The organism is Micromonospora noduli (assembly GCF_003264365.1).
Lineage (GTDB): Bacteria > Actinomycetota > Actinomycetes > Mycobacteriales > Micromonosporaceae > Micromonospora > Micromonospora noduli.
On sequence record NZ_PYAK01000082.1, the window covers coordinates 1 to 18,622 of the forward strand.

Here is an 18,622-nt window from a genome sequence, read left to right on the forward strand (position 1 = left end):
GGCGCGGGTGGCCGTCGAGCCGCCGGTGGACGACACGCCGGTGGCCCGTAACCGGGGCGACGCGCCGGCCGGCCGTGCCCGGGTGTCCGGCCCCGACGACGCGCCCCGGTGGGGGCGCCCCGAGCACCCGGACGACGACGAGCCGGCGTACGCCCGGGAGGCCCCCGAGCCGCCGGCCACCGCTGGGATGTACGGCGGGGAACGGCCGGCCGCCACCGCGTACGGCTCAGCCCGCCCCAGGGAGCACGACCGCCCCGAGGCGGCGCACCGGCCGGGTGGCGTGGTCCGACACACCGAGACCGTGCACGTCACCACCCGGCACACAGTGGTGGACGGCGGCCCGGCCGAGCCGGCCGGGCGCTACGGCGGCGGGTACGCCGGTCAGTGGACCCCACCCGCACAGGAGTGGACCCGGGGCGGCGACGCCGATCAGCCCCCTCGCCCGTCCGGCCGGGCGAGGAGCGAGCCGGAGCAGCACCCCAGAGCCGGGTACGGCGACGAGCCGGGCTGGACGGGCCGCCGCGACGAACCGGAGTGGACGGATCGGCGCGACGCGTACGCCCAGCCCGACGAGCCCTCTCCGGCGGCCCGGTCACACCGCACCCCGGAGAGGCCGGCGGCGGAATCCTGGGACAGCCCGGACGATCGGGGCTGGTCGGAGCAGCGCGACCGGGCGGGCGCCCCGGCACCGCAGCCCGGGCCGCCGCTGCGGGCCGACGACACCGGCGAGTACTGGTCGCAGCTGCGGGCCGGTGACCGGTGGGCCGCCGTCCGCGATGACGAAAACGGTCGCGAGTTGCGGGTGGGCGAACGTCGGGCCGAGGTGCACGCCGACGCCACCGGCACCGAGTACCGGGTGGCCGACCGCTGGGCCGCCGTCCGCCACGAGGAGCCGCGCCGTCACGAGGACGCCGCCCGCTACGAGGAGCCGCGCCGTCACGAGGACGCCGCCCGCTACGAGGAGCCGCGCCGTCACGAGGACGCCGCCCGCTACGAGGACGCCGGCCGGTATGAAGAACCGCGCCGCCACGACGGTGGTCGGCGGGCCGAGCCGGGAAGGCCCGCGCTGCCGGTGGGCGGTGTGCCGGTACCGGACGAGTGGCGCCCACCGCGCCAACGCGGGCACCAGGCGGAACCCGCGCCGGAACGGACCGGGCGGCGACGGGTCGACGAGCGCTACGGCTACCCGCCGCAGGACGACGTGCCGCGTGCCGGCGGCGCGCCACCCACCGACCGCTGGCGGTGACCGGTCAGGCGGCTCGGGTCACTTGTCGATGTCGCCGACCACGAAGAACATCGAGCCGAGGATCGCGATCAGATCAGGGACCAGGCAGCCGGGGAGCAGGGTGGCCAACGCCTGCACGTTCGCGTACGAGGCGGTGCGCAGCTTCAACCGCCACGGCGTCTTCTCGCCCCGGGACACCAGGTAGTAGCCGTTGATGCCGAGCGGATTCTCCGTCCAGGCGTACGTGTGCCCCTCCGGCGCCTTGAGCACCTTCGGCAGCCGGGTGTTGATCGGCCCGGTCAGCTGGTCCACCCGGTCGAGGCACTGCTCGGCAAGGTCCAGTGACGCGTACACCTGGTCGAGCAGCACCTCGAAACGGGCGTGGCAGTCGCCGGCGGTCTTGGTGACCACCGGAACGTCCAGCTCGTCGTAGGCCAGGTAGGGGTCGTCGCGGCGCAGGTCCAGGTCGAGCCCCGAGGCCCGGGCCACCGGGCCGGACGCGCCGAACGCGGCGGCGTCCGCGGCGGACAGCACGCCCACGCCGACGGTGCGGGCCAGGAAGATCTCGTTACGCCGGATCAGGTGGTCCAGGTCGGGCAACCGGCGGCGTACCTCGTCGATCGCCGCGCGGGCCCGCCCGGTCCACCCGTACGGCACCTCTTCCTTGAGGCCACCGACCCGGTTGAACATGTAGTGGATCCGGCCACCGGAGACCTCCTCCATCACCGCCTGGATGGTCTCGCGTTCCCGGAAGGCGTAGAAGATCGGCGTGATCGCCCCGATCTCCAACGGGTACGAGCCGAGGAACATCAGGTGGTTGAGCACCCGGTTCAGCTCCGCCAGGGCCATCCGCAGCCAGGTGGCCCGCTCCGGCACCTCCATGCCCATGAGGCGTTCCACAGCGAGCACCACGCCCAGCTCGTTGGAGAACGCTGAGAGCCAGTCGTGCCGGTTGGCCAGCACGATGATCTGCCGGTAGTCGCGCACCTCGAAGAGCTTCTCCGCGCCCCGGTGCATGTAACCGACGATCGGTTCGCAGGCGACCACCCGCTCGCCGTCGAGCACCAGCTTCAACCGCAGCACACCATGGGTGGAGGGGTGCTGCGGGCCGATGTTCAGCACCATGTCGGTGCCGAGTTGCTGATCACCGGTGCCGGCGATCAGCCCGGCCCCGGTGCCGACGGTCAGTTCACGGAGGTCCCCGGCGTCGGTGGTCATGCCCGTCATCGTGCCACGACCGGCCCGAGCGGGATGCCGACCGGCTGGCGCAACCACCAGTGCCCGCCGAGGCCGGCCGGGTCGGTCAGCTCGGCCACCGCCGACGCGGCGGCCAGCGCCCGCACGTAGCCGACCGGGTCGGTGCCGGCCAGGCTGAGCGGTGGTCGCCCGCCGTCGGCCCCGAGCGCCCGCAGCGCCTCCCGCTGCAAGACCAGGGAGTACGCGCACCGGGCGACCGCCGCGCCAGCGGAGGCGACCGAGTCCATGGCCACGTGCGCTGTGACATCACTCGACCCGTCGGGCACCGGAGGGACCTGCCGCCCACCCCGGTACCCGGTCAACGTCCCGTCGACCGGCCTGCTCTCCCGCAGGTGCCCGTAGTCGACAGCGACCGCCATGCCCTGCTCGATCTTTTGCACCGCGTTGGCCCAGGCTTCGTCCCTGGTCCGTCCGATCTCGGCTCTTCTGTGGTCGCTGTGGGGGGTTTCGGGGCTGGGCCACCAGGTGGTGAGCCAGTCGTGATCATCGGGGCTGACCGGCTCACCGACTGATTCGGCACCGCTGTCGGGGTCGACCAGCAGGTATCGCCAGCCATCTTCGGTGTGCACCGCCACGTCCAGCGGGACGTTGTCCAGCCACTCGGTGGCCAGCAGTACTCCGGTGATCCTGTCCGGGATCGCGGCTGTCCAGTTGATTTCCTCGGGCAGGTTCTCGGGGCGGTCGGCGTACTCGACGGCTGTGAAGCGCACCCGTTCCGCGAGCGACGGTCGGACCGTGCCGGACGACGGCTCATCCCGCAAGGAACGGACGGAGGCCGTGGAAGTCAGGGTTTCCGGGGAGCCCGCCCGCGGAGGGATCAAGCCTGCCCGCCCGGAGCGGGTGGGCTCCCCGGAAACCCCCACCGCAACCCCGACGTTGTCCTCGGAGGCGACGAGCCCCAGCATGCTTTGCAGGAGCTCCCCACGCCCGGCGCCCACGTCGACCACGTCAAGTCGCGAGGGGTGGCCGAGGGCTGCGTCCACCTCCGTGACAAGGCGTAGCAGGGCGTTGGCGAAGGCCGGGGAGGCGTGCACGCTGGTGCGGAAGTGGTCGGCCGGCCCGGTGCCGGCGACGAAGAAGCCGCCCGGCCCGTAGAGCGCCCGGCTCATCGCGTCCCGCCACAGGATCGACATCAGTCCACTCCGAGTTGAGCGTGGTTCACCGTGCCGACCCTACGGTCAGGGCCGCCGTTCGTGGATCAGGCCTGGAAGTAGTGCCCTTCGTGCAGGTCGGCGATCAGGCCGGGGTGGGTGGGGGTCCAGCCCAGCAGTTCGCGGGTGATGGCGGACGACGTCGGGTTGTCCATCTGTGCGAACGAGCCGAGGAAGCCGAAGTGGTCGTCGGCCTCGGCGGGGCTGATGCTCCGAACCGGGATGCCGAGGTTGTGGCCGATGGCTGACGCGATCTGCTGGAAGGGGACGCCTTCGTCGGCGGCTCCGTGCAGACGCGTACCGGCGGGGGCCTTCTCGAGGGCGAGTCGGTAGAGCACGGCCGCGTCGAGCGTGTGGACGGCAGGCCACCGGTTGGTGCCCTCGCCGACGTAGGCGGCGTACCCCTTCCGGCGGGCCGCGGCGATGATGGCGGTGATGAAGCCGTAGTGGTCGAGTGAGCTGTGCACGGTGGGCGCGAGCCGGACGATGGAGGAGCGCACACCGCGGGAGGCGAGGCCGGCCACGAAGTTCTCCGCGTCGATCCGGTAACCGCCGCCGGGGAAGGTGTCGTGTTCGGTGCCGGGGCGGCCGACGATGCCACCCATCACGAGCATGGCCGTCCCGCCGGTGCCGACCAGGGGCTTGCCGGAGCCGGCCAGGCCGTCGGCGAGTGCCGTGAGGGCGTCCAGGTCGGCCTTGGCGGCGCCGGCCAGGTCGCCGTCGACCATGAGGTCGTGGCGGAACGCCAGGTGGATCACCCCGTCGGAGGCGGCCGCCTCTTCCCGGAGCACGTCGAGGTCGGACAGGTCCCCGCGGTGTGCCTGAGCGCCGAGCTTCTCGATGGCGGTGGCGGACGTGTCGGAACGGGCGAGGCCGATGACCTCGTGTCCGGTGGAGAGCAGTTCCGGGACGACCGCGGAGCCGAGATGACCGGAGGCGCCTGTGACGAATACGCGCATTGTGGTTCCTTCGTGAGTACCGATGTCACCTTGCGACATCACCGTACCTCGCGTGATGTCACATCGCGACATGCTCGCGGAATTAATGTCGCAGTGTGACGTCGGCTACCATCGCCGCATGGCCCGCTGGCAACCGGACGCGCGCGGCCGCCTGGAGGCGGCCGCCTTCGAGCTGTTCCGCGAGCGCGGCTTCGAACAGACCACCGTCGCCGACATCGCCGCCCGTGCCGGCCTCGACAAACGCACCTTCTACCGGCTCTTCGGGGACAAGCGGGAGGCGCTCTTCAGCGGCAGCGGGCGCGTGGAGGAGGTCCTGGTCCGGGCGGTGACCGAATCTGACGCCGGCCCCTTCGAGGCGGTCGTCGCCGCCTTCCGCCGGGTGGCGGAGGAGCTCTTCGCAGACCGCCTCGAACTGGTCCGGGCGCGGCAGTCCATCATCGAGAGCAGCCCGGAACTACAGGAGCGCGAACTGCGCAAGACCGGCTCACTGGCGGCCGCGGTCACCGCCGCCCTGCGGGCCAGGGGCCTCGACGAGACCACGGCCACCCTGGCCACCGAGTCGGGTGCCACAGTCTTCCGGGTCGCGTACGCCCGCTGGGTCGCGCCTGACAGCGACGCCCCGCTCAGCGACCTGATCGCGGAGGTGGCCGCCGAGTTGCGCGCCATCACGTCGGCCCCAACGCCCTGACCGCAGGCGACTCGGACGTGCCGTCTCATCGGTGGTGAAGGTTTTCACACATGCTTGTCCGGGTTCGGTAGCCCCGGCGCATACTTGCGATCGACCGGTACCCCTTCTCGAGGACTGGATCGTCGTCATGAGCGCACCGTTGCGCCCGCGTCCGGCCGGCCCATCCGGGCCCGCCGCCTCGTGGGATAGCGCCGTTCCCGGCGCCCGCGCCACCTCCCGTCTGCTCACCGTCGGTGTCGTTGGCGCCGGTCGGGTCGGCGCCGTGCTGGGCGCCGCGCTCGCCGCCGCCGGGCACCGGGTGGTCGCCGTCTCCGGCAGCTCCGGAGCCAGCCGCGCCCGCCTCGCCCTGCTGTTGCCCGAGGTGCCCCGCCGCCCGGTCGCCGCCGTGGCCCACGCCGCCGCCGACCTGCTGCTGATCGCGGTACCGGACGACAGGCTGGCCGGTGTGGTGACCGACCTCGCCGAGCAGGGCGCGCTGCATCCGGGCCAGATCGTCGCGCACACCTCGGGAGCCCACGGCCTGGCCGTGCTGGAGCCGGCCGTCGCGGTCGGCGCCCGGCCGCTCGCACTGCACCCCGCGATGACCTTCACCGGTACGCCGGACGACCTGGCCCGGCTGGACGGCATCTCGTACGGGGTGACCGCCCCGGCTGAGTTGCGCCCGCTGGCTGCCCGGCTGGTCGCCGACCTGGGTGGCGTGCCCGAGTGGGTGGCCGAGTCGGATCGTCCGCTTTACCACGCCGCGCTGGCCCACGGCGCGAACCACCTGGTGACCCTGGTCAACGAGGCGACCGACCGGTTGCGGGACGCCGGGGTGTCCCGGCCGGAGAAGGTCCTCGCCCCGCTGCTGCGGGCCGCCCTGGAGAACGCGCTGCGGCTCGGCGACGACGCGTTGACCGGCCCGGTCTCCCGCGGTGACGCGGGCACCGTGCAGCGGCACCTGGCGCGGTTGGCGGCCACCGCACCGGAGTCCGTCCCCGCGTACCTGGCGCTGGCCCGTCGTACCGCCGACCGGGCGATCGCGGCCGGCCGACTGCGGCCGGTGGACGCACAGTCGCTGCTCGGCGTACTGGCCGACAGTGGTCGGGAGGTGGCCGCATGACCCGGGTGGTGCACACGCGCGCCGAGTTGGCGGAGGCCCGGGCCGGGCTGAAGGGCACGGTCGGGGTGGTGATGACCATGGGCGCGCTGCACTCCGGGCACGAGACGCTGTTGCGCGCGGCCCGGGAACAGGCCGACCACGTGCTGGTTACGGTCTTCGTGAACCCGTTGCAGTTCGGGCCGAACGAGGACTTCGACCGCTACCCGCGCACCCTCGACGCCGACCTGGAGGTGTGCCGGCGGGCGGGCGTCGATCTGGTCTTCGCCCCGTCGGTGGCGGACATGTACCCGGACGGTCAGCCTCGCGTACGCCTCGATCCGGGCCCGCTCGGCGCCGAGCTGGAGGGGGCGAGCCGCCCCGGCTTCTTCCACGGCGTACTCACCGTGGTGCTGAAGCTGCTCCAGCTCACCCAGCCGGACCTGGCGTTCTTCGGCGAGAAGGACTACCAGCAGCTCACCCTGGTCCGGCGGATGACCCGCGACCTGGACGTGCCGGTCGAGGTGGTCGGCGTGCCGACCGTCCGGGAGCCGGACGGGCTGGCCCTCTCCAGCCGCAACCGTTACCTGAGCGAGCCGGAGCGCGCCGCCGCGCTGAGTCTGTCCGCCGCGCTGCGAGCCGGCGCGCAAGCCGCCGACGACGGCCTGGACGCGGGGGCGGTGCTGACCGCCGCGCACGCCGCGTTCGGCGCCGGTACGCCCGGTGCCCGCCTCGACTACCTGGTGCTCACCGATCCCGAGTTGGAACCGGGGCCGGTGGCCGGGCCGGCTCGGCTGGTGATCGCCGCCTGGGTGGGCGCCACCCGGTTGATCGACAACGCGGCGATCCACCTCGCCCCGCGTCCCTGACCCGGCCGTACCACCCTCCACCGATACCGCGAAAGGCCACTCCGATGTTGCGGACCATGCTCAAGTCGAAGATCCACCGAGCCACGGTGACCCAGGCCGACCTGCACTACGTCGGTTCGGTGACGGTGGACGAGGATCTGCTCGACGCCGCCGACCTGCTCCCCGGCGAGCAGGTGGCGATCGTGGACATCACCAATGGCGCCCGGTTGGAGACGTACGTGATCCCGGGCGAGCGGGGCAGCGGCGTGATCGGCATCAACGGTGCCGCCGCGCACCTGGTGCACCCCGGTGACCTGGTCATCCTGATCTCGTACGGGCAGATGGACGACGCCGAGGCACGGTCGTACCGGCCACGGGTCGTGCACGTCGACGCCGACAACCGGGTGATCGAGTTGGGTGCCGACCCGGCTGCGGCGGCACCCGGCACTGCCGGGAACCCGGTGCCCAGCCCGTTGGCCGTGTCCGGAGTCTGATCCCGCGTACCGCGATTCCGGTCTGTCACCAGAAGGTCATTTCCGGTTACCCTGGGCACGCTGGCGGAAGCCGGTCGGTGGCTGGGGGAGGCCGCGATGAGCCGTGCCATGACGACCCTGTTCGCCGCTGCCGTGACGGCAGTGCTGCTGGTGGGCTGTGCCGGGTCCGGCGGCCTGGACGGTGATCTGACCGACGACTGGGCGGCGTTGCCGGCGCCGTCGGCGTTCACCCCGGCCGCCGGTGTGTGTCACGCCGCCGACTTCACCGATCTGGTCAGCCTGGCCAGCTATGAGCCGGTGGACTGCGCCGGGCCGCACCGCCTGGAGACCGTGCACGTCGGGGCCTTCCCGGCCGAGCGGACGACCGCTCCGGCGGGTGGTTCGGCCGAGCTGCGTGGCGCGTTCGCCGAGTGCGACACCCGGGCGACCGGCTACGTGGGTGACGACTGGCGGTCCGGCCGGCTGCGGCTGTCCGTGGCGCTGCCCAACGGGCCGGGGTGGGCGGCGGGTTCCCGGTGGTTCCGCTGCGACCTCACCGAGCTGACCACTGTCGAGGCGGCGGCCACAGTGGTGGTCCGGTCGGGCAGTCTGCGGGACGCGTTGAAGGGTCCCACCGGGCTGCGCCTCGGTTGCCAGCAGACTCGCGGTGGCACCGGCCGGGGTGTGCAGACGCTGATCCCGGTGGAGTGCGGCAAACAGCACGACGCCGAGTTCGTCGGGGTGTGGCGCGCACCGGACCTGGCGTACCCGACCCGGGACGCCGACTGGCTGCCGCTCTACACGGGTTGTCGCAGCGTCCTGGCCCGGTACGCGGGCGTACCGGACGATGCCAAGCTGCGCTTCCGCAGCGGTGTGGTGGTCCGTCCGCCGGGGGCGGGGCGCTGGAAGGTCGGTGATCGGGGCGTCCGCTGCTATCTGTGGCTCAGCGACCGTACGGTGACCGCCTCGCTGAAGGGCGCGGGCCAGGCCGGTCTACCGGTCCGGACGAAGTGACCACGGCCCGACGGTCGACGCGGCGCGGCGCGCGCCGGACGGGGTCGCCCAAAACACTCGTCGCGCCCCCGCCGCCCCGGGCGAGGATGGTTCGGGTTGACTGGGGGGATGGACCTCCCGACCGTCGACCTGCCTACCCTGCCCGCGCTGCTGGCCGCGCCCGCGCCCGGCTGGGTGGAGACCACCGACGTGATCGTCGTGGGTTCCGGCGTGGCCGGGTTGACCGCGGCGCTGCACCTGCGTGAGGCCGGTCTGCACGTCACGGTGGTCACCAAGGTCAACATTGACGACGGATCGACCCGGTGGGCGCAGGGCGGCATCGCCGCCGTGCTCGACCCGGCCGACACCCCGGCGGCGCATGCCCGGGACACCGAGGTCGCCGGGGTCGGGCTGTGCGACCCGGCGGCGGTCCGGGTGCTGGTCGAGGAGGGCCCGACCCGGCTCCGTGAGCTGATCCGGATCGGCGCCGAGTTCGATCGTCACCCGGACGGCTCGCTGATGCTGACCCGCGAGGGCGGGCACCGGGCGGACCGGATCGTGCACGCTGGCGGCGACGCCACCGGCGCGGAGGTGCAGCGGGCCCTGCACGCCGCGGTGCAGCGCGACCCGTGGATCCGGCTGGTCGAGCACGCCCTCGTGCTGGATCTCCTGCGCGCGCCCGGCGACGGCCCGGACGGGCTCGGGGCGGCCTGCGGGATCACACTGCACGTGTTGGGTGAGGGCAGCGAGGACGGCGTCGGCGCGCTGCTGGCCCGTGCCGTGGTACTCGCCACCGGCGGCATGGGGCAGATCTTCTCGGCCACCACCAACCCGGCGGTCTCCACCGGGGACGGGGTGGCGCTGGCGCTGCGGGCCGGCGCGGCCGTGACCGACGTGGAGTTCGTCCAGTTCCACCCGACCGCACTGATCACCCCGGCCGGCGCGGGGGTGCCCGGGGCGGGGCACGCGCAGCAGCCGCTGGTCTCGGAGGCGTTGCGCGGCGAGGGCGCGTACCTGGTGGACGCGGACGGCAAGAGGTTCATGGTGGGCCAGCACGAGTTGGCCGAGCTGGCACCCCGGGACGTGGTGGCCAAGGGCATCCACCGGGTGCTGCTGGCCACCGGCGCGGACCACGTCTTCCTCGACGCACGGCACCTGGGCGGCGATTTCCTGGCCGGTCGGTTCCCCACCATCGTGGCGTCCTGTCTGGCGATCGGCGTGGACCCGGCGACCGATCTGATCCCGGTGGCGCCGGCCGCCCACTACGCCTCCGGCGGGGTCCGCACCGATCTGCGCGGCCGCACCTCCATCCCCGGCCTGTACGCCTGCGGCGAGGTGGCCTGCACGGGCGTGCACGGCGCGAACCGGCTGGCCAGCAACTCGCTGCTGGAGGGTCTGGTCTTCTCCCGGCGGATCGCCGAGGACATCGCGGCCGGCCTGCCCGAGCAGGCCCAGCCGGCGGAGACCGGCGCCTGGCGTGGCGGGACGGGCTGGGTGCTGCCCGCGGAGGTGACGCCGACCCTGCAACGGGCGATGACCCGGGGGGCCGGGGTGCTCCGATCCGCGGCGACGCTGGCCGGGACGGCCGGGACGTTGACCGAGCTGGGCGTTGCCCGGGGCCGGCCGCGGACCGCCGACTGGGAGGCGACGAATCTGCTCACCGTGGCGTCGACGCTGGTTGCCGCCGCGTACGCCCGTGGTGAGACCCGGGGCTGCCACTGGCGGGAGGACTTCCCGACGGCCGACGAACGGTGGCTGGGCCATCTGGTCGGGGCCGTCGGGGCGCAGGGCCGGGTGACGCAACAGTGGGAGGGGAACTCGTGATCGAGTCGACGGAGACGGCGTTGCGGGCGGCTGGATTGGAGCCGGCGCACGTACGGCAGGTGATCGAGGGCGCGCTGGTCGAGGATCTGGGCCCGGATTTCCTTGACGTCACAAGCGTGGCCACCATTCCGGCGGAACAGACCGACACCGCCGACCTGGTGGCCCGCGCGGACGGGGTGTTGGCCGGGATGGCGGTGGCTGCCGCCGTGTTCGAGCTGGTGGGCGAGGTGACTGGCTTCGGTCGTACCGTCGAGGTGTCGGTGCTGGCCCGCGACGGCGAGCGGGTGGCCCGCGGCGACGTGCTGGCGACGGTGACCGGCCCGACCCGGCTGCTGCTGACGGCCGAGCGGACGGCACTCAACCTGCTCTGCCGGATGTCCGGGGTGGCCACCCACACCCGCGCCTGGGCGGACGCGCTGGCCGGCTCGAAGGCGATGGTGCTGGACACCCGCAAGACGACGCCGGGCCTGCGGGCGCTGGAGAAGTACGCGGTGCGGGTCGGCGGCGGCACCAACAAGCGGATGGGCCTCTACGACGTGGCCATGATCAAGGACAACCACAAGCTGGCGGCCGGGAGCATCACTGCGGCCTATCGGCGGGTCCGGGAGGCGTTCCCGGAGGTGCCGGTGCAGGTCGAGGTGACAGGAGTCGACGAGGCGGTGGAGGCGGTGGAGGCCGGGGCGGACTTCCTGCTCTGCGACAACATGTCGCCGGAGGTGCTGGCCGAGGCGGTGGCCGCGGTGGGTGACCGGGCGGAGCTGGAGGCGACCGGCGGGCTGACCCTGGAGGTGGCCGGCCGGTACGCGGCCACCGGCGTGGACTTCCTCTCGGTGGGCGCGCTGACGCACTCGTCGCCGATCCTGGACATCGCGCTGGACCTGCGCGCCGACTAGTTGTCTAGGCTGCGTGCGTGCTGCTCTGCATCGACATCGGAAACACCAACACCGTGCTGGCGACCTTCGACGGCGACAAGCTGGTGCACTCCTGGCGGATCAAGACCGATGCCCGCTCGACGGCGGACGAGCTGGGCCTGATGTTCCGGGGTCTGCTCGCCGGGGACAACGTCGAGATCACCGGTGTGGCCGCCTGCTCCACGGTGCCGGCCGCGCTGCGGTCGCTGCGCACCATGCTCAGTCGTTACTACGCCGACCTGCCGAGCGTCGTGGTCGAGCCGGGCGTGCGGACCGGGGTGCAGTTGGCGATCGACAACCCGAAGGAGGTCGGCGCCGACCGGGTGGTGAACACCCTGGCCGCGTACACCCTCTACGGCGGTCCGTCGATCGTCGTGGACTTCGGCACCACCACCAACTTCGACGTGATCAGCGAGCGCGGTGAGTTCCTCGGCGGCGCGTTCGCCCCGGGCATCGAGATCTCCTTCGACGCGCTGGCCGCCCGGGCCGCGCAGCTGCGCAAGGTCGAGGCCACCAAGCCCCGCTCGGTGATCGGCAAGAACACCGTGGAGTGCCTCCAGGCCGGCCTGTACTTCGGCTTCGCCGGGCAGGTGGACCGGATCGTGGAGCGGATGACCGAGGAGTTGGGCGAGGTGCGGGCGGTGATCGCCACCGGCGGCCTCGCCTCCCTGGTGATCAACGAGTGTCGCAGCATCACCCACCACGAGCCGATGATCACGCTGATCGGCCTGCGGATGGTCTACGACCGCAACCTGTGACCCCGGCCGCCGTCGGGCGCCGGCCCCGTGCGGGCGTCAGCGCCGCCGGGCGCGCAGCACCAGCGTTCGGTACGGCAGCTCGATGGTGTCCCGACCAGTCAGGGCGGGGTGGGTGTTCAGGAATTCGGTCAGTTCCCGCTCGACCCGTCGCTGATCGTCGGTGGAGGCGGTGAGCCAGTACGAGCGGGTGCGGACCATGCCGAGCAGCTCGTCCGGCGTGAGCGTGGTGCGGTGCGTGAACTCGCGCTTCTCGACGGCGTCGAACGCGGGGCCGAAGTCGGGGCGCTCGCCGAAGACCTGGCTGGTCGACTTGTCACCGAAGTGGGCGATGCGACCCAGCTCGGCCACCCAGTCGACGCTGCCGTCCCGGATGTTCCAGATGGGGGCGAAGGTGCCGCCGGGGCGGAGCACCCGGGCGATCTCGGCGTGCGCGGGCTCCCGGTCGAACCAGTGGTACGCCGTCCCGACCAGCACCGCGTCCACCGCCGAGTCGGGCAGCGGCATGGACTCGGCGCTGCCCGCCAGTGCCGTCGTGTCCGGGGTGCTGGCGGCGAGTTGCGCCCGCATCCCCGGATCGGGCTCGACCGGTACGACCTCGTGGCCCAGAGCCAGTACGGCACGGGTCAGGATGCCGGTGCCCGCCGCGAGATCGACCACCCGGGCTTCGCTCAGCCCGTCGAGTGCCCAGAGGACCGCAGCCTCGGGATAACGTGGTCGAAACCGGTCGTAATCACTCGCAGCGGCACCGAAAGACAGGGCGTGAGTGTGATCGACCATGACGGGCAGGTTATCCCGTAACGCCCTCCGGACCGCTTGAGTACGCTCGGGCCTGACCCCCTGTATCTCCGTGACGAGGAAGCGTGCCGTGACCGAGCAGAACCCCGTGCCAGTGGACCCCGCCGATGACCTTCCCGAGCAGATGAAGGTCCGCCGGGAGAAGCGGGACCGGATGCTCGCCGAGGGCGTCGAGCCCTACCCGGTCGGCTTTCCCCGCACCACCACCCTGGCGCAGGTCCGGGCGGCCTACGCCGACCTGCCCACCGACACCGCGACCGGCGACCAGGTCGCGGTCACCGGCCGGGTGATCTTCGTACGCAACACGGGCAAGCTCTGCTTCGCGACCCTGCGGGACGGCGACGGCACCGAGTTGCAGGCGATGCTCTCCCTGGACCGGGTCGGGCCGGAGCGGCTGGAGGCGTGGAAGCGCCTCGTCGACCTCGGCGACCACGTCGGCGTCACCGGTGAGGTGATCACCAGCCGTCGGGGTGAGCTGTCGGTGCTGGCCCAGCAATGGGAGATGACCGCCAAGGCGCTGCGACCGTTGCCGGTGGCCCACAAGCCCCTCTCCGAGGAGGCGCGCGTCCGGCAGCGTTACGTCGACCTGATTGTCCGGCCACAGGCACGGGAGATGGTGCGCACCCGGGCCGCCGCGGTACGCAGTCTGCGGGATTCACTGCACGGGCAGGGCTTCATCGAGGTGGAAACGCCGATGTTGCAACTGCTGCATGGCGGCGCGGCGGCTCGACCGTTCGTGACCCACAGCAATGCGTTGAACACCGATCTGTATCTGCGAATCGCTCCGGAACTGTTTCTCAAGCGCGCTGTGGTCGGCGGCGTCGACCGCGTCTTCGAGATCAACCGCAACTTCCGTAATGAGGGTGTCGACTCTTCGCACTCGCCGGAGTTCGCGATGCTGGAGACGTACCAGGCGTACGGCGACTACGACACGATGGCCGAGTTGACCCGCAATCTCGTGCAACAGGCGGCGATCGCGGTGAGCGGCTCGACGGTGGTGACCCACGCCGACGGGCGCGAGTTCGACCTGGGCGGCGAGTGGCGGTCCGTGACGTTGTTCGGTGTGCTTTCCGAAGCGCTGGGCGAGGAGGTCACGGTCCGCACCGAACGCACCCGCCTGGTGGAGTACGCGGACAAGGTCGGATTGGCAGTGGACCCGAAGTGGGGCCCGGGCAAGCTGGCCGAGGAGTTGTTCGAGGAACTGGTCGTTCCCGGCCTGGAGGCACCCACCTTCGTACGGGACTACCCGGAGGAGACCAGCCCGCTCACCCGGGCCCACCGCAGCGAGCCGGGGCTGGCCGAGAAGTGGGACCTCTACGTGCTCGGCTTCGAGCTGGGCACGGCGTACTCCGAGCTGGTCGACCCGATCGTGCAGCGGGAACGGCTGGTCGCCCAGGCGCAGTTGGCCGCCCGTGGCGACGACGAGGCGATGCGTCTCGACGAGGACTTTCTTCGGGCGATGGAGTATGGAATGCCGCCGGCCGGCGGTATGGGAATGGGAATCGACCGGCTCTTGATGGCCCTGACCGGCCTCGGAATTCGGGAAACGATCCTCTTCCCGTTGGTCCGCCAGGAGTAGTCCCCTCCGGGCGTACGCCGAGCCGTAACCGGATCCTATTGACGCGACGAGCGGCGCGCGGGTTATTGTGCTCTCGTTAGCAGGAGCACCCTGCTCGAAAGGAATGTGGGACGTGGCCAAGCAGATCATTCACAAGCTGGTCGATGACCTGGACGGCGGGGACGCGGACGAGACCGTCAAGTTCGCCCTCGACGGCGTTCAGTACGAGATCGACCTGTCGAGCGCCAACGCCGCGAAATTGCGCGATGCATTTGCGTCGTACGTGGGTGCCGGCACCAAGGTCGGCCGGGGCGGTGTCGTGATCGGTGGGCGGGCTGCCCGCGGTCGGGGTGGCGCGACCGCCGATCGGGAACAGAACAAGGCGATCCGGGAGTGGGCCAAGAAGGCCGGCAAGGACATCTCGGACCGGGGTCGAATCCCGCAGGAGATCGTGGACGAGTTCCACGCGAAGCGCTGATCCGTCAGCAGCTTGGTGGCCAGCCGCCACCGCAGGCGACACCGACGCCGGGCCGGAGGAGTTCTCCGGGCCGGCGTCGCCGTATCCGGGAGGCCTCGCCGTGCCCCGTTCGGGCGGCGTCGTCGTGCCCCTTCGGGGCCGGGAAGCATTCCGGGCCCACCGGCGTTGTCCACAACCAGTGGAACAGCTATCCACAGCCTGTGGACAACCTCCCCCAGGGGCCCGGCGCGGCACTCGTCGCGACCGCCGGTCCGCCCTCCAGGGCCTCCCGGAGCGCTTCCGGACCCCGGATCGGGCTTCCGTCGAGCCAGTCGGATTTCGCTCTGCGCGTAGCGACAGGGCTACCGGAACACCTCCTGAGCGCGGACGGTTGTTCAAAACGACGTGCAACCGACCCAGAGCAGAGACACACGACCTCAGCTGAGTCGGTCAGCGACGATAGAGTAAGGAGGCACGGACGCCCGTCCTGGACGTTCGTGCACCGGCCCCGCCAAGATCTTGACCATCAAGGCGCACGGCACGTGAGGAGCACGAGGGCATGTTCGAGCGGTTCACCGACCGAGCGCGACGGGTTGTCGTCCTGGCCCAAGAAGAGGCCCGGATGCTCAACCACAACTACATCGGTACGGAACACATCCTGCTGGGCCTGATCCACGAAGGTGAAGGCGTCGCGGCAAAGGCCCTGGAGAGCCTCGGCATCTCCCTGGAGGGCGTCCGTCAGCAGGTCGAGGAGATCATCGGCCAGGGCCAGCAGGCGCCGAGCGGGCACATCCCGTTCACGCCGCGGGCCAAGAAGGTGCTGGAGCTGTCGCTGCGCGAGGCGCTGCAGCTCGGCCACAACTACATCGGCACTGAGCACATCCTGCTCGGGCTGATCCGTGAGGGCGAGGGCGTCGCCGCCCAGGTGCTGGTCAAGCTCGGCGCCGACCTCAACCGGGTCCGCCAGCAGGTGATCCAGCTGCTCTCCGGCTACCAGGGCAAGGAGCCTGCCGCGGCGGGCGCCGCGCCGGGTGAGGCCGCGCCGTCGACCAGCCTGGTGCTGGACCAGTTCGGCCGCAACCTGACTCAGGCCGCCCGCGAGGGCAAGCTCGACCCGGTCATCGGGCGCGAGAAGGAAATCGAGCGGGTCATGCAGGTGCTCTCCCGCCGTACCAAGAACAACCCGGTCCTGATCGGTGAGCCCGGCGTCGGCAAGACCGCCGTGGTGGAGGGCCTGTCCCAGAAGATCATCAAGGGCGAGGTGCCCGAGACCCTCAAGGACAAGCAGCTCTACACGCTCGACCTGGGCGCGCTCGTCGCCGGTTCCCGCTACCGCGGTGACTTCGAGGAGCGCCTCAAGAAGGTGCTCAAGGAGATCCGCACCCGCGGCGACATCATCCTGTTCATCGACGAGATCCACACCCTGGTGGGTGCGGGTGCCGCCGAGGGCGCGATCGACGCCGCGAGCATCCTCAAGCCGATGCTGGCCCGTGGTGAGCTGCAGACCATCGGTGCCACCACGCTCGACGAGTACCGCAAGCACCTGGAGAAGGACGCCGCTCTCGAGCGCCGCTTCCAGCCGATCCAGGTGGGTGAGCCGTCGCTGGCCCACACCATCGAGATCCTCAAGGGCCTGCGGGACCGCTACGAGGCTCACCACCGCGTGAGCATCACCGATGCAGCTCTCGTGGCTGCCGCGACCCTGGCCGACCGGTACATCTCCGACCGCTTCCTCCCGGACAAGGCGATCGACCTGATCGACGAGGCCGGTGCCCGGATGCGGATCCGTCGGATGACCGCGCCGCCAGACCTGCGTGACTTCGACGAGCGCATCGCCCAGGTGCGTCGCGACAAGGAGTCCGCGATCGACGCGCAGGACTTCGAGCGCGCCGCCCAGCTGCGCGACAAGGAGAAGCAGCTCCTCGGCCAGAAGGCTCAGCGGGAGAAGGAGTGGAAGGCCGGTGACCTGGACGTCGTCAGCGAGGTTGACGACGAGCAGATCGCCGAGGTGCTCGGCAACTGGACCGGCATCCCGGTCTACAAGCTGACCGAGGAGGAGACCTCGCGCCTGCTGCGCATGGAGGACGAGCTGCACAAGCGCGTCATCGGCCAGGAGGACGCGGTCAAGGCGGTCTCGAAGGCGATCCGGCGTACCCGGGCCGGCCTGAAGGACCCGAAGCGCCCGTCGGGCTCGTTCATCTTCGCCGGCCCGTCCGGTGTCGGTAAGACCGAGCTGTCCAAGGCGCTCGCCGAGTTCCTCTTCGGCAGCGAGGACGCCCTCATCCAGCTGGACATGTCCGAGTTCCACGACCGTTACACGGTCTCCCGGCTCGTGGGTGCCCCTCCCGGCTACGTCGGCTACGACGAGGGCGGGCAGCTGACCGAGAAGGTGCGGCGTCGGCCGTTCTCGGTGGTCCTCTTCGACGAGATCGAGAAGGCCCACCCGGACGTGTTCAACACGCTCCTGCAGATCCTCGAAGACGGTCGGCTCACCGACGGTCAGGGTCGGATCGTGGACTTCAAGAACACGGTCATCATCCTGACCACTAACCTGGGCACCCGTGATGTCGCCAAGGCGGTGTCGCTGGGCTTCCAGCAGTCGGAGGACTCCGAGTCCAACTACGACCGGATGAAGCAGAAGGTCAACGACGAGCTCAAGCAGCACTTCCGGCCTGAGTTCCTCAACCGGATCGACGACACCATCGTCTTCCACCAGCTGCGCCAGACCGAGATCCTCTCGATCGTGGACATCATGATCCAGCGGATCGAGGGCCAGCTGCGGAACAAGGACATGGGTCTGGAGCTGACCGACAACGCCAAGAAGTACCTGGCCGCGAAGGGCTTCGACCCGGTGCTCGGTGCCCGTCCGCTTCGTCGCACGATCCAGCGCGACATCGAGGACAACCTCTCCGAGCGGATCCTGTTCAACGAGCTGACCCCGGGTCAGATCGTCGTGGTGGACTGCGAGGGCGACCCGGACGACATCGACAAGTCCAAGCTCGTCTTCCGGGGCTCGGACAAGCCGGTCGAAGTTCCGGACGCCGTCCCGGCCGATCTTGGTGGCACTGCCGCTGGCACCGCCGCCGCAGGCGTGGACGAGTAACACAACCAGCAAGGGGCGGGGCCCCGGTGGCGCAAGCCACCGGGGCCCCGCCTTTTTGCGTCCCCCTCAAAAATCACCCCGCCGCCGCCCCGGCTCGTGCCCTCCCGGCCAGCCCCTGCGTCGCACTTGCCCGACGCACCCCGCCCGCATGCGGGCGCTCTCACGCTGGGTGCCCGGCAAGATCCCCACAACATCAGGGAAAGTGCTGCCTCGCCGCGTCCGGAGACAGCACTTTCCCTGATGTTGTGGGGCAGGGTGGTGAGCTTGCCGGCGGCCTCGCTCCCCGTGGAGGCCTCGGCCGCAAATCGCGCAGCATCCTGGATGTAGTGGCATCCGGCCCGCCCGACACCACTACATCCAGGATCGAGCACGATCTTGAGGTGGAAGGCGCCGATTGCCGGCCCTCGCGCGCCGCGTTCGGGCGTTCGGCGTGAGTCCGGTGCGCGGCGCGCAGACGTGCGGCGGCTGCGCGGGTCGGGCTGGCGCTCGTGCTCGACCTCGCAGGCACCGCCGACTTCCACCCCGTGGGCGTGCTCTGGGGGCT

General features: G+C 71.3%; 15 protein-coding genes and 1 pseudogene. 12 read left to right on the forward strand and 4 right to left on the reverse strand.

Annotation, left to right across the window (positions count from 1 at the left end; all coding sequences use genetic code 11):
- Window positions 1–1,246, forward strand: a pseudogene (locus GUI43_RS34090) (hypothetical protein); the annotation flags it as partial.
- Between the two features lie 18 nt (window positions 1,247–1,264).
- Here GUI43_RS34090 and GUI43_RS30955 read toward each other — a convergent pair.
- The 3 genes from GUI43_RS30955 to GUI43_RS30965 all read right to left on the reverse strand — a co-directional run bounded on the left by GUI43_RS30955 (window position 1,265) and on the right by GUI43_RS30965 (window position 4,592).
- Window positions 1,265–2,452, reverse strand: a complete 1,188-nt coding sequence (locus GUI43_RS30955; RefSeq protein WP_211326787.1) for an NADH-quinone oxidoreductase subunit D — start codon at window positions 2,450–2,452, stop codon at window positions 1,265–1,267.
- A complete protein-coding gene (locus tag GUI43_RS30960) occupies window positions 2,449–3,615 on the reverse strand; it encodes an SAM-dependent methyltransferase (protein ID WP_249037897.1) in 1,167 nt (388 codons plus the stop codon). The genes GUI43_RS30955 and GUI43_RS30960 overlap by 4 nt, the downstream gene beginning before the upstream one ends.
- A gap of 65 nt (window positions 3,616–3,680) precedes the next feature.
- The gene (locus GUI43_RS30965; protein ID WP_112700376.1) at window positions 3,681–4,592 is read right to left on the reverse strand and encodes an SDR family oxidoreductase; all 912 of its coding nucleotides are present in this window, start codon (window positions 4,590–4,592) and stop codon (window positions 3,681–3,683) included.
- A 118-nt stretch (window positions 4,593–4,710) separates the two neighbouring features.
- Here GUI43_RS30965 and GUI43_RS34990 point away from each other — a divergent pair, with 118 nt between their 5' ends.
- The 8 genes from GUI43_RS34990 to GUI43_RS31005 all read left to right on the forward strand — a co-directional run bounded on the left by GUI43_RS34990 (window position 4,711) and on the right by GUI43_RS31005 (window position 12,165).
- Window positions 4,711–5,280 carry a TetR family transcriptional regulator gene (locus GUI43_RS34990; RefSeq protein WP_112582868.1) on the forward strand — a complete coding sequence of 190 codons (570 nt, stop codon included), beginning with the start codon at window positions 4,711–4,713 and terminating at the stop codon, window positions 5,278–5,280.
- Window positions 5,281–5,407: 127 nt separating this feature from the next.
- Window positions 5,408–6,382 (forward strand): Rossmann-like and DUF2520 domain-containing protein, encoded by a 975-nt coding sequence (locus GUI43_RS30975; protein WP_112700377.1) that lies wholly within the window; start codon window positions 5,408–5,410, stop codon window positions 6,380–6,382.
- The gene (panC, locus tag GUI43_RS30980; RefSeq protein WP_112700378.1) at window positions 6,379–7,227 is read left to right on the forward strand and encodes a pantoate--beta-alanine ligase; all 849 of its coding nucleotides are present in this window, start codon (window positions 6,379–6,381) and stop codon (window positions 7,225–7,227) included. The genes GUI43_RS30975 and panC overlap by 4 nt, the downstream gene beginning before the upstream one ends.
- Before the next feature lie 44 nt (window positions 7,228–7,271).
- On the forward strand, window positions 7,272–7,700 hold the full coding sequence (gene panD / locus GUI43_RS30985; protein WP_030327945.1) for an aspartate 1-decarboxylase: 429 nt from the start codon (window positions 7,272–7,274) through the stop codon (window positions 7,698–7,700).
- A gap of 96 nt (window positions 7,701–7,796) precedes the next feature.
- Window positions 7,797–8,693, forward strand: coding sequence for a septum formation family protein (locus tag GUI43_RS30990; protein ID WP_112582871.1), 897 nt, complete (start codon window positions 7,797–7,799; stop codon window positions 8,691–8,693).
- A gap of 108 nt (window positions 8,694–8,801) precedes the next feature.
- Window positions 8,802–10,496, forward strand: coding sequence for an L-aspartate oxidase (locus GUI43_RS30995; protein WP_112601542.1), 1,695 nt, complete (start codon window positions 8,802–8,804; stop codon window positions 10,494–10,496).
- Entirely contained in the window at window positions 10,493–11,389 is an 897-nt protein-coding gene (nadC, locus tag GUI43_RS31000) for a carboxylating nicotinate-nucleotide diphosphorylase (protein ID WP_112582873.1), read from the forward strand. Before GUI43_RS30995 ends, nadC begins: the two co-directional genes overlap by 4 nt.
- Before the next feature lie 17 nt (window positions 11,390–11,406).
- A complete protein-coding gene (locus tag GUI43_RS31005) occupies window positions 11,407–12,165 on the forward strand; it encodes a type III pantothenate kinase (RefSeq protein WP_091403191.1) in 759 nt (252 codons plus the stop codon).
- A gap of 36 nt (window positions 12,166–12,201) precedes the next feature.
- On the opposite strand, the gene GUI43_RS31010 is transcribed toward GUI43_RS31005, so the two are convergent.
- Window positions 12,202–12,822, reverse strand: a complete 621-nt coding sequence (locus GUI43_RS31010; protein WP_249037898.1) for a class I SAM-dependent methyltransferase — start codon at window positions 12,820–12,822, stop codon at window positions 12,202–12,204.
- A gap of 208 nt (window positions 12,823–13,030) precedes the next feature.
- Between GUI43_RS31010 and lysS the strand changes: the two genes are divergently transcribed.
- The 3 genes from lysS to GUI43_RS31025 all read left to right on the forward strand — a co-directional run bounded on the left by lysS (window position 13,031) and on the right by GUI43_RS31025 (window position 18,078).
- Entirely contained in the window at window positions 13,031–14,539 is a 1,509-nt protein-coding gene (gene lysS / locus GUI43_RS31015) for a lysine--tRNA ligase (RefSeq protein WP_112582875.1), read from the forward strand.
- A 112-nt stretch (window positions 14,540–14,651) separates the two neighbouring features.
- A complete protein-coding gene (locus tag GUI43_RS31020) occupies window positions 14,652–14,996 on the forward strand; it encodes a histone-like nucleoid-structuring protein Lsr2 (protein WP_036392792.1) in 345 nt (114 codons plus the stop codon).
- 538 nt (window positions 14,997–15,534) lie between these two features.
- Window positions 15,535–18,078, forward strand: a complete 2,544-nt coding sequence (locus GUI43_RS31025; RefSeq protein WP_030327930.1) for an ATP-dependent Clp protease ATP-binding subunit — start codon at window positions 15,535–15,537, stop codon at window positions 18,076–18,078.
- Window positions 18,079–18,622: the final 544 nt, after the last annotated feature.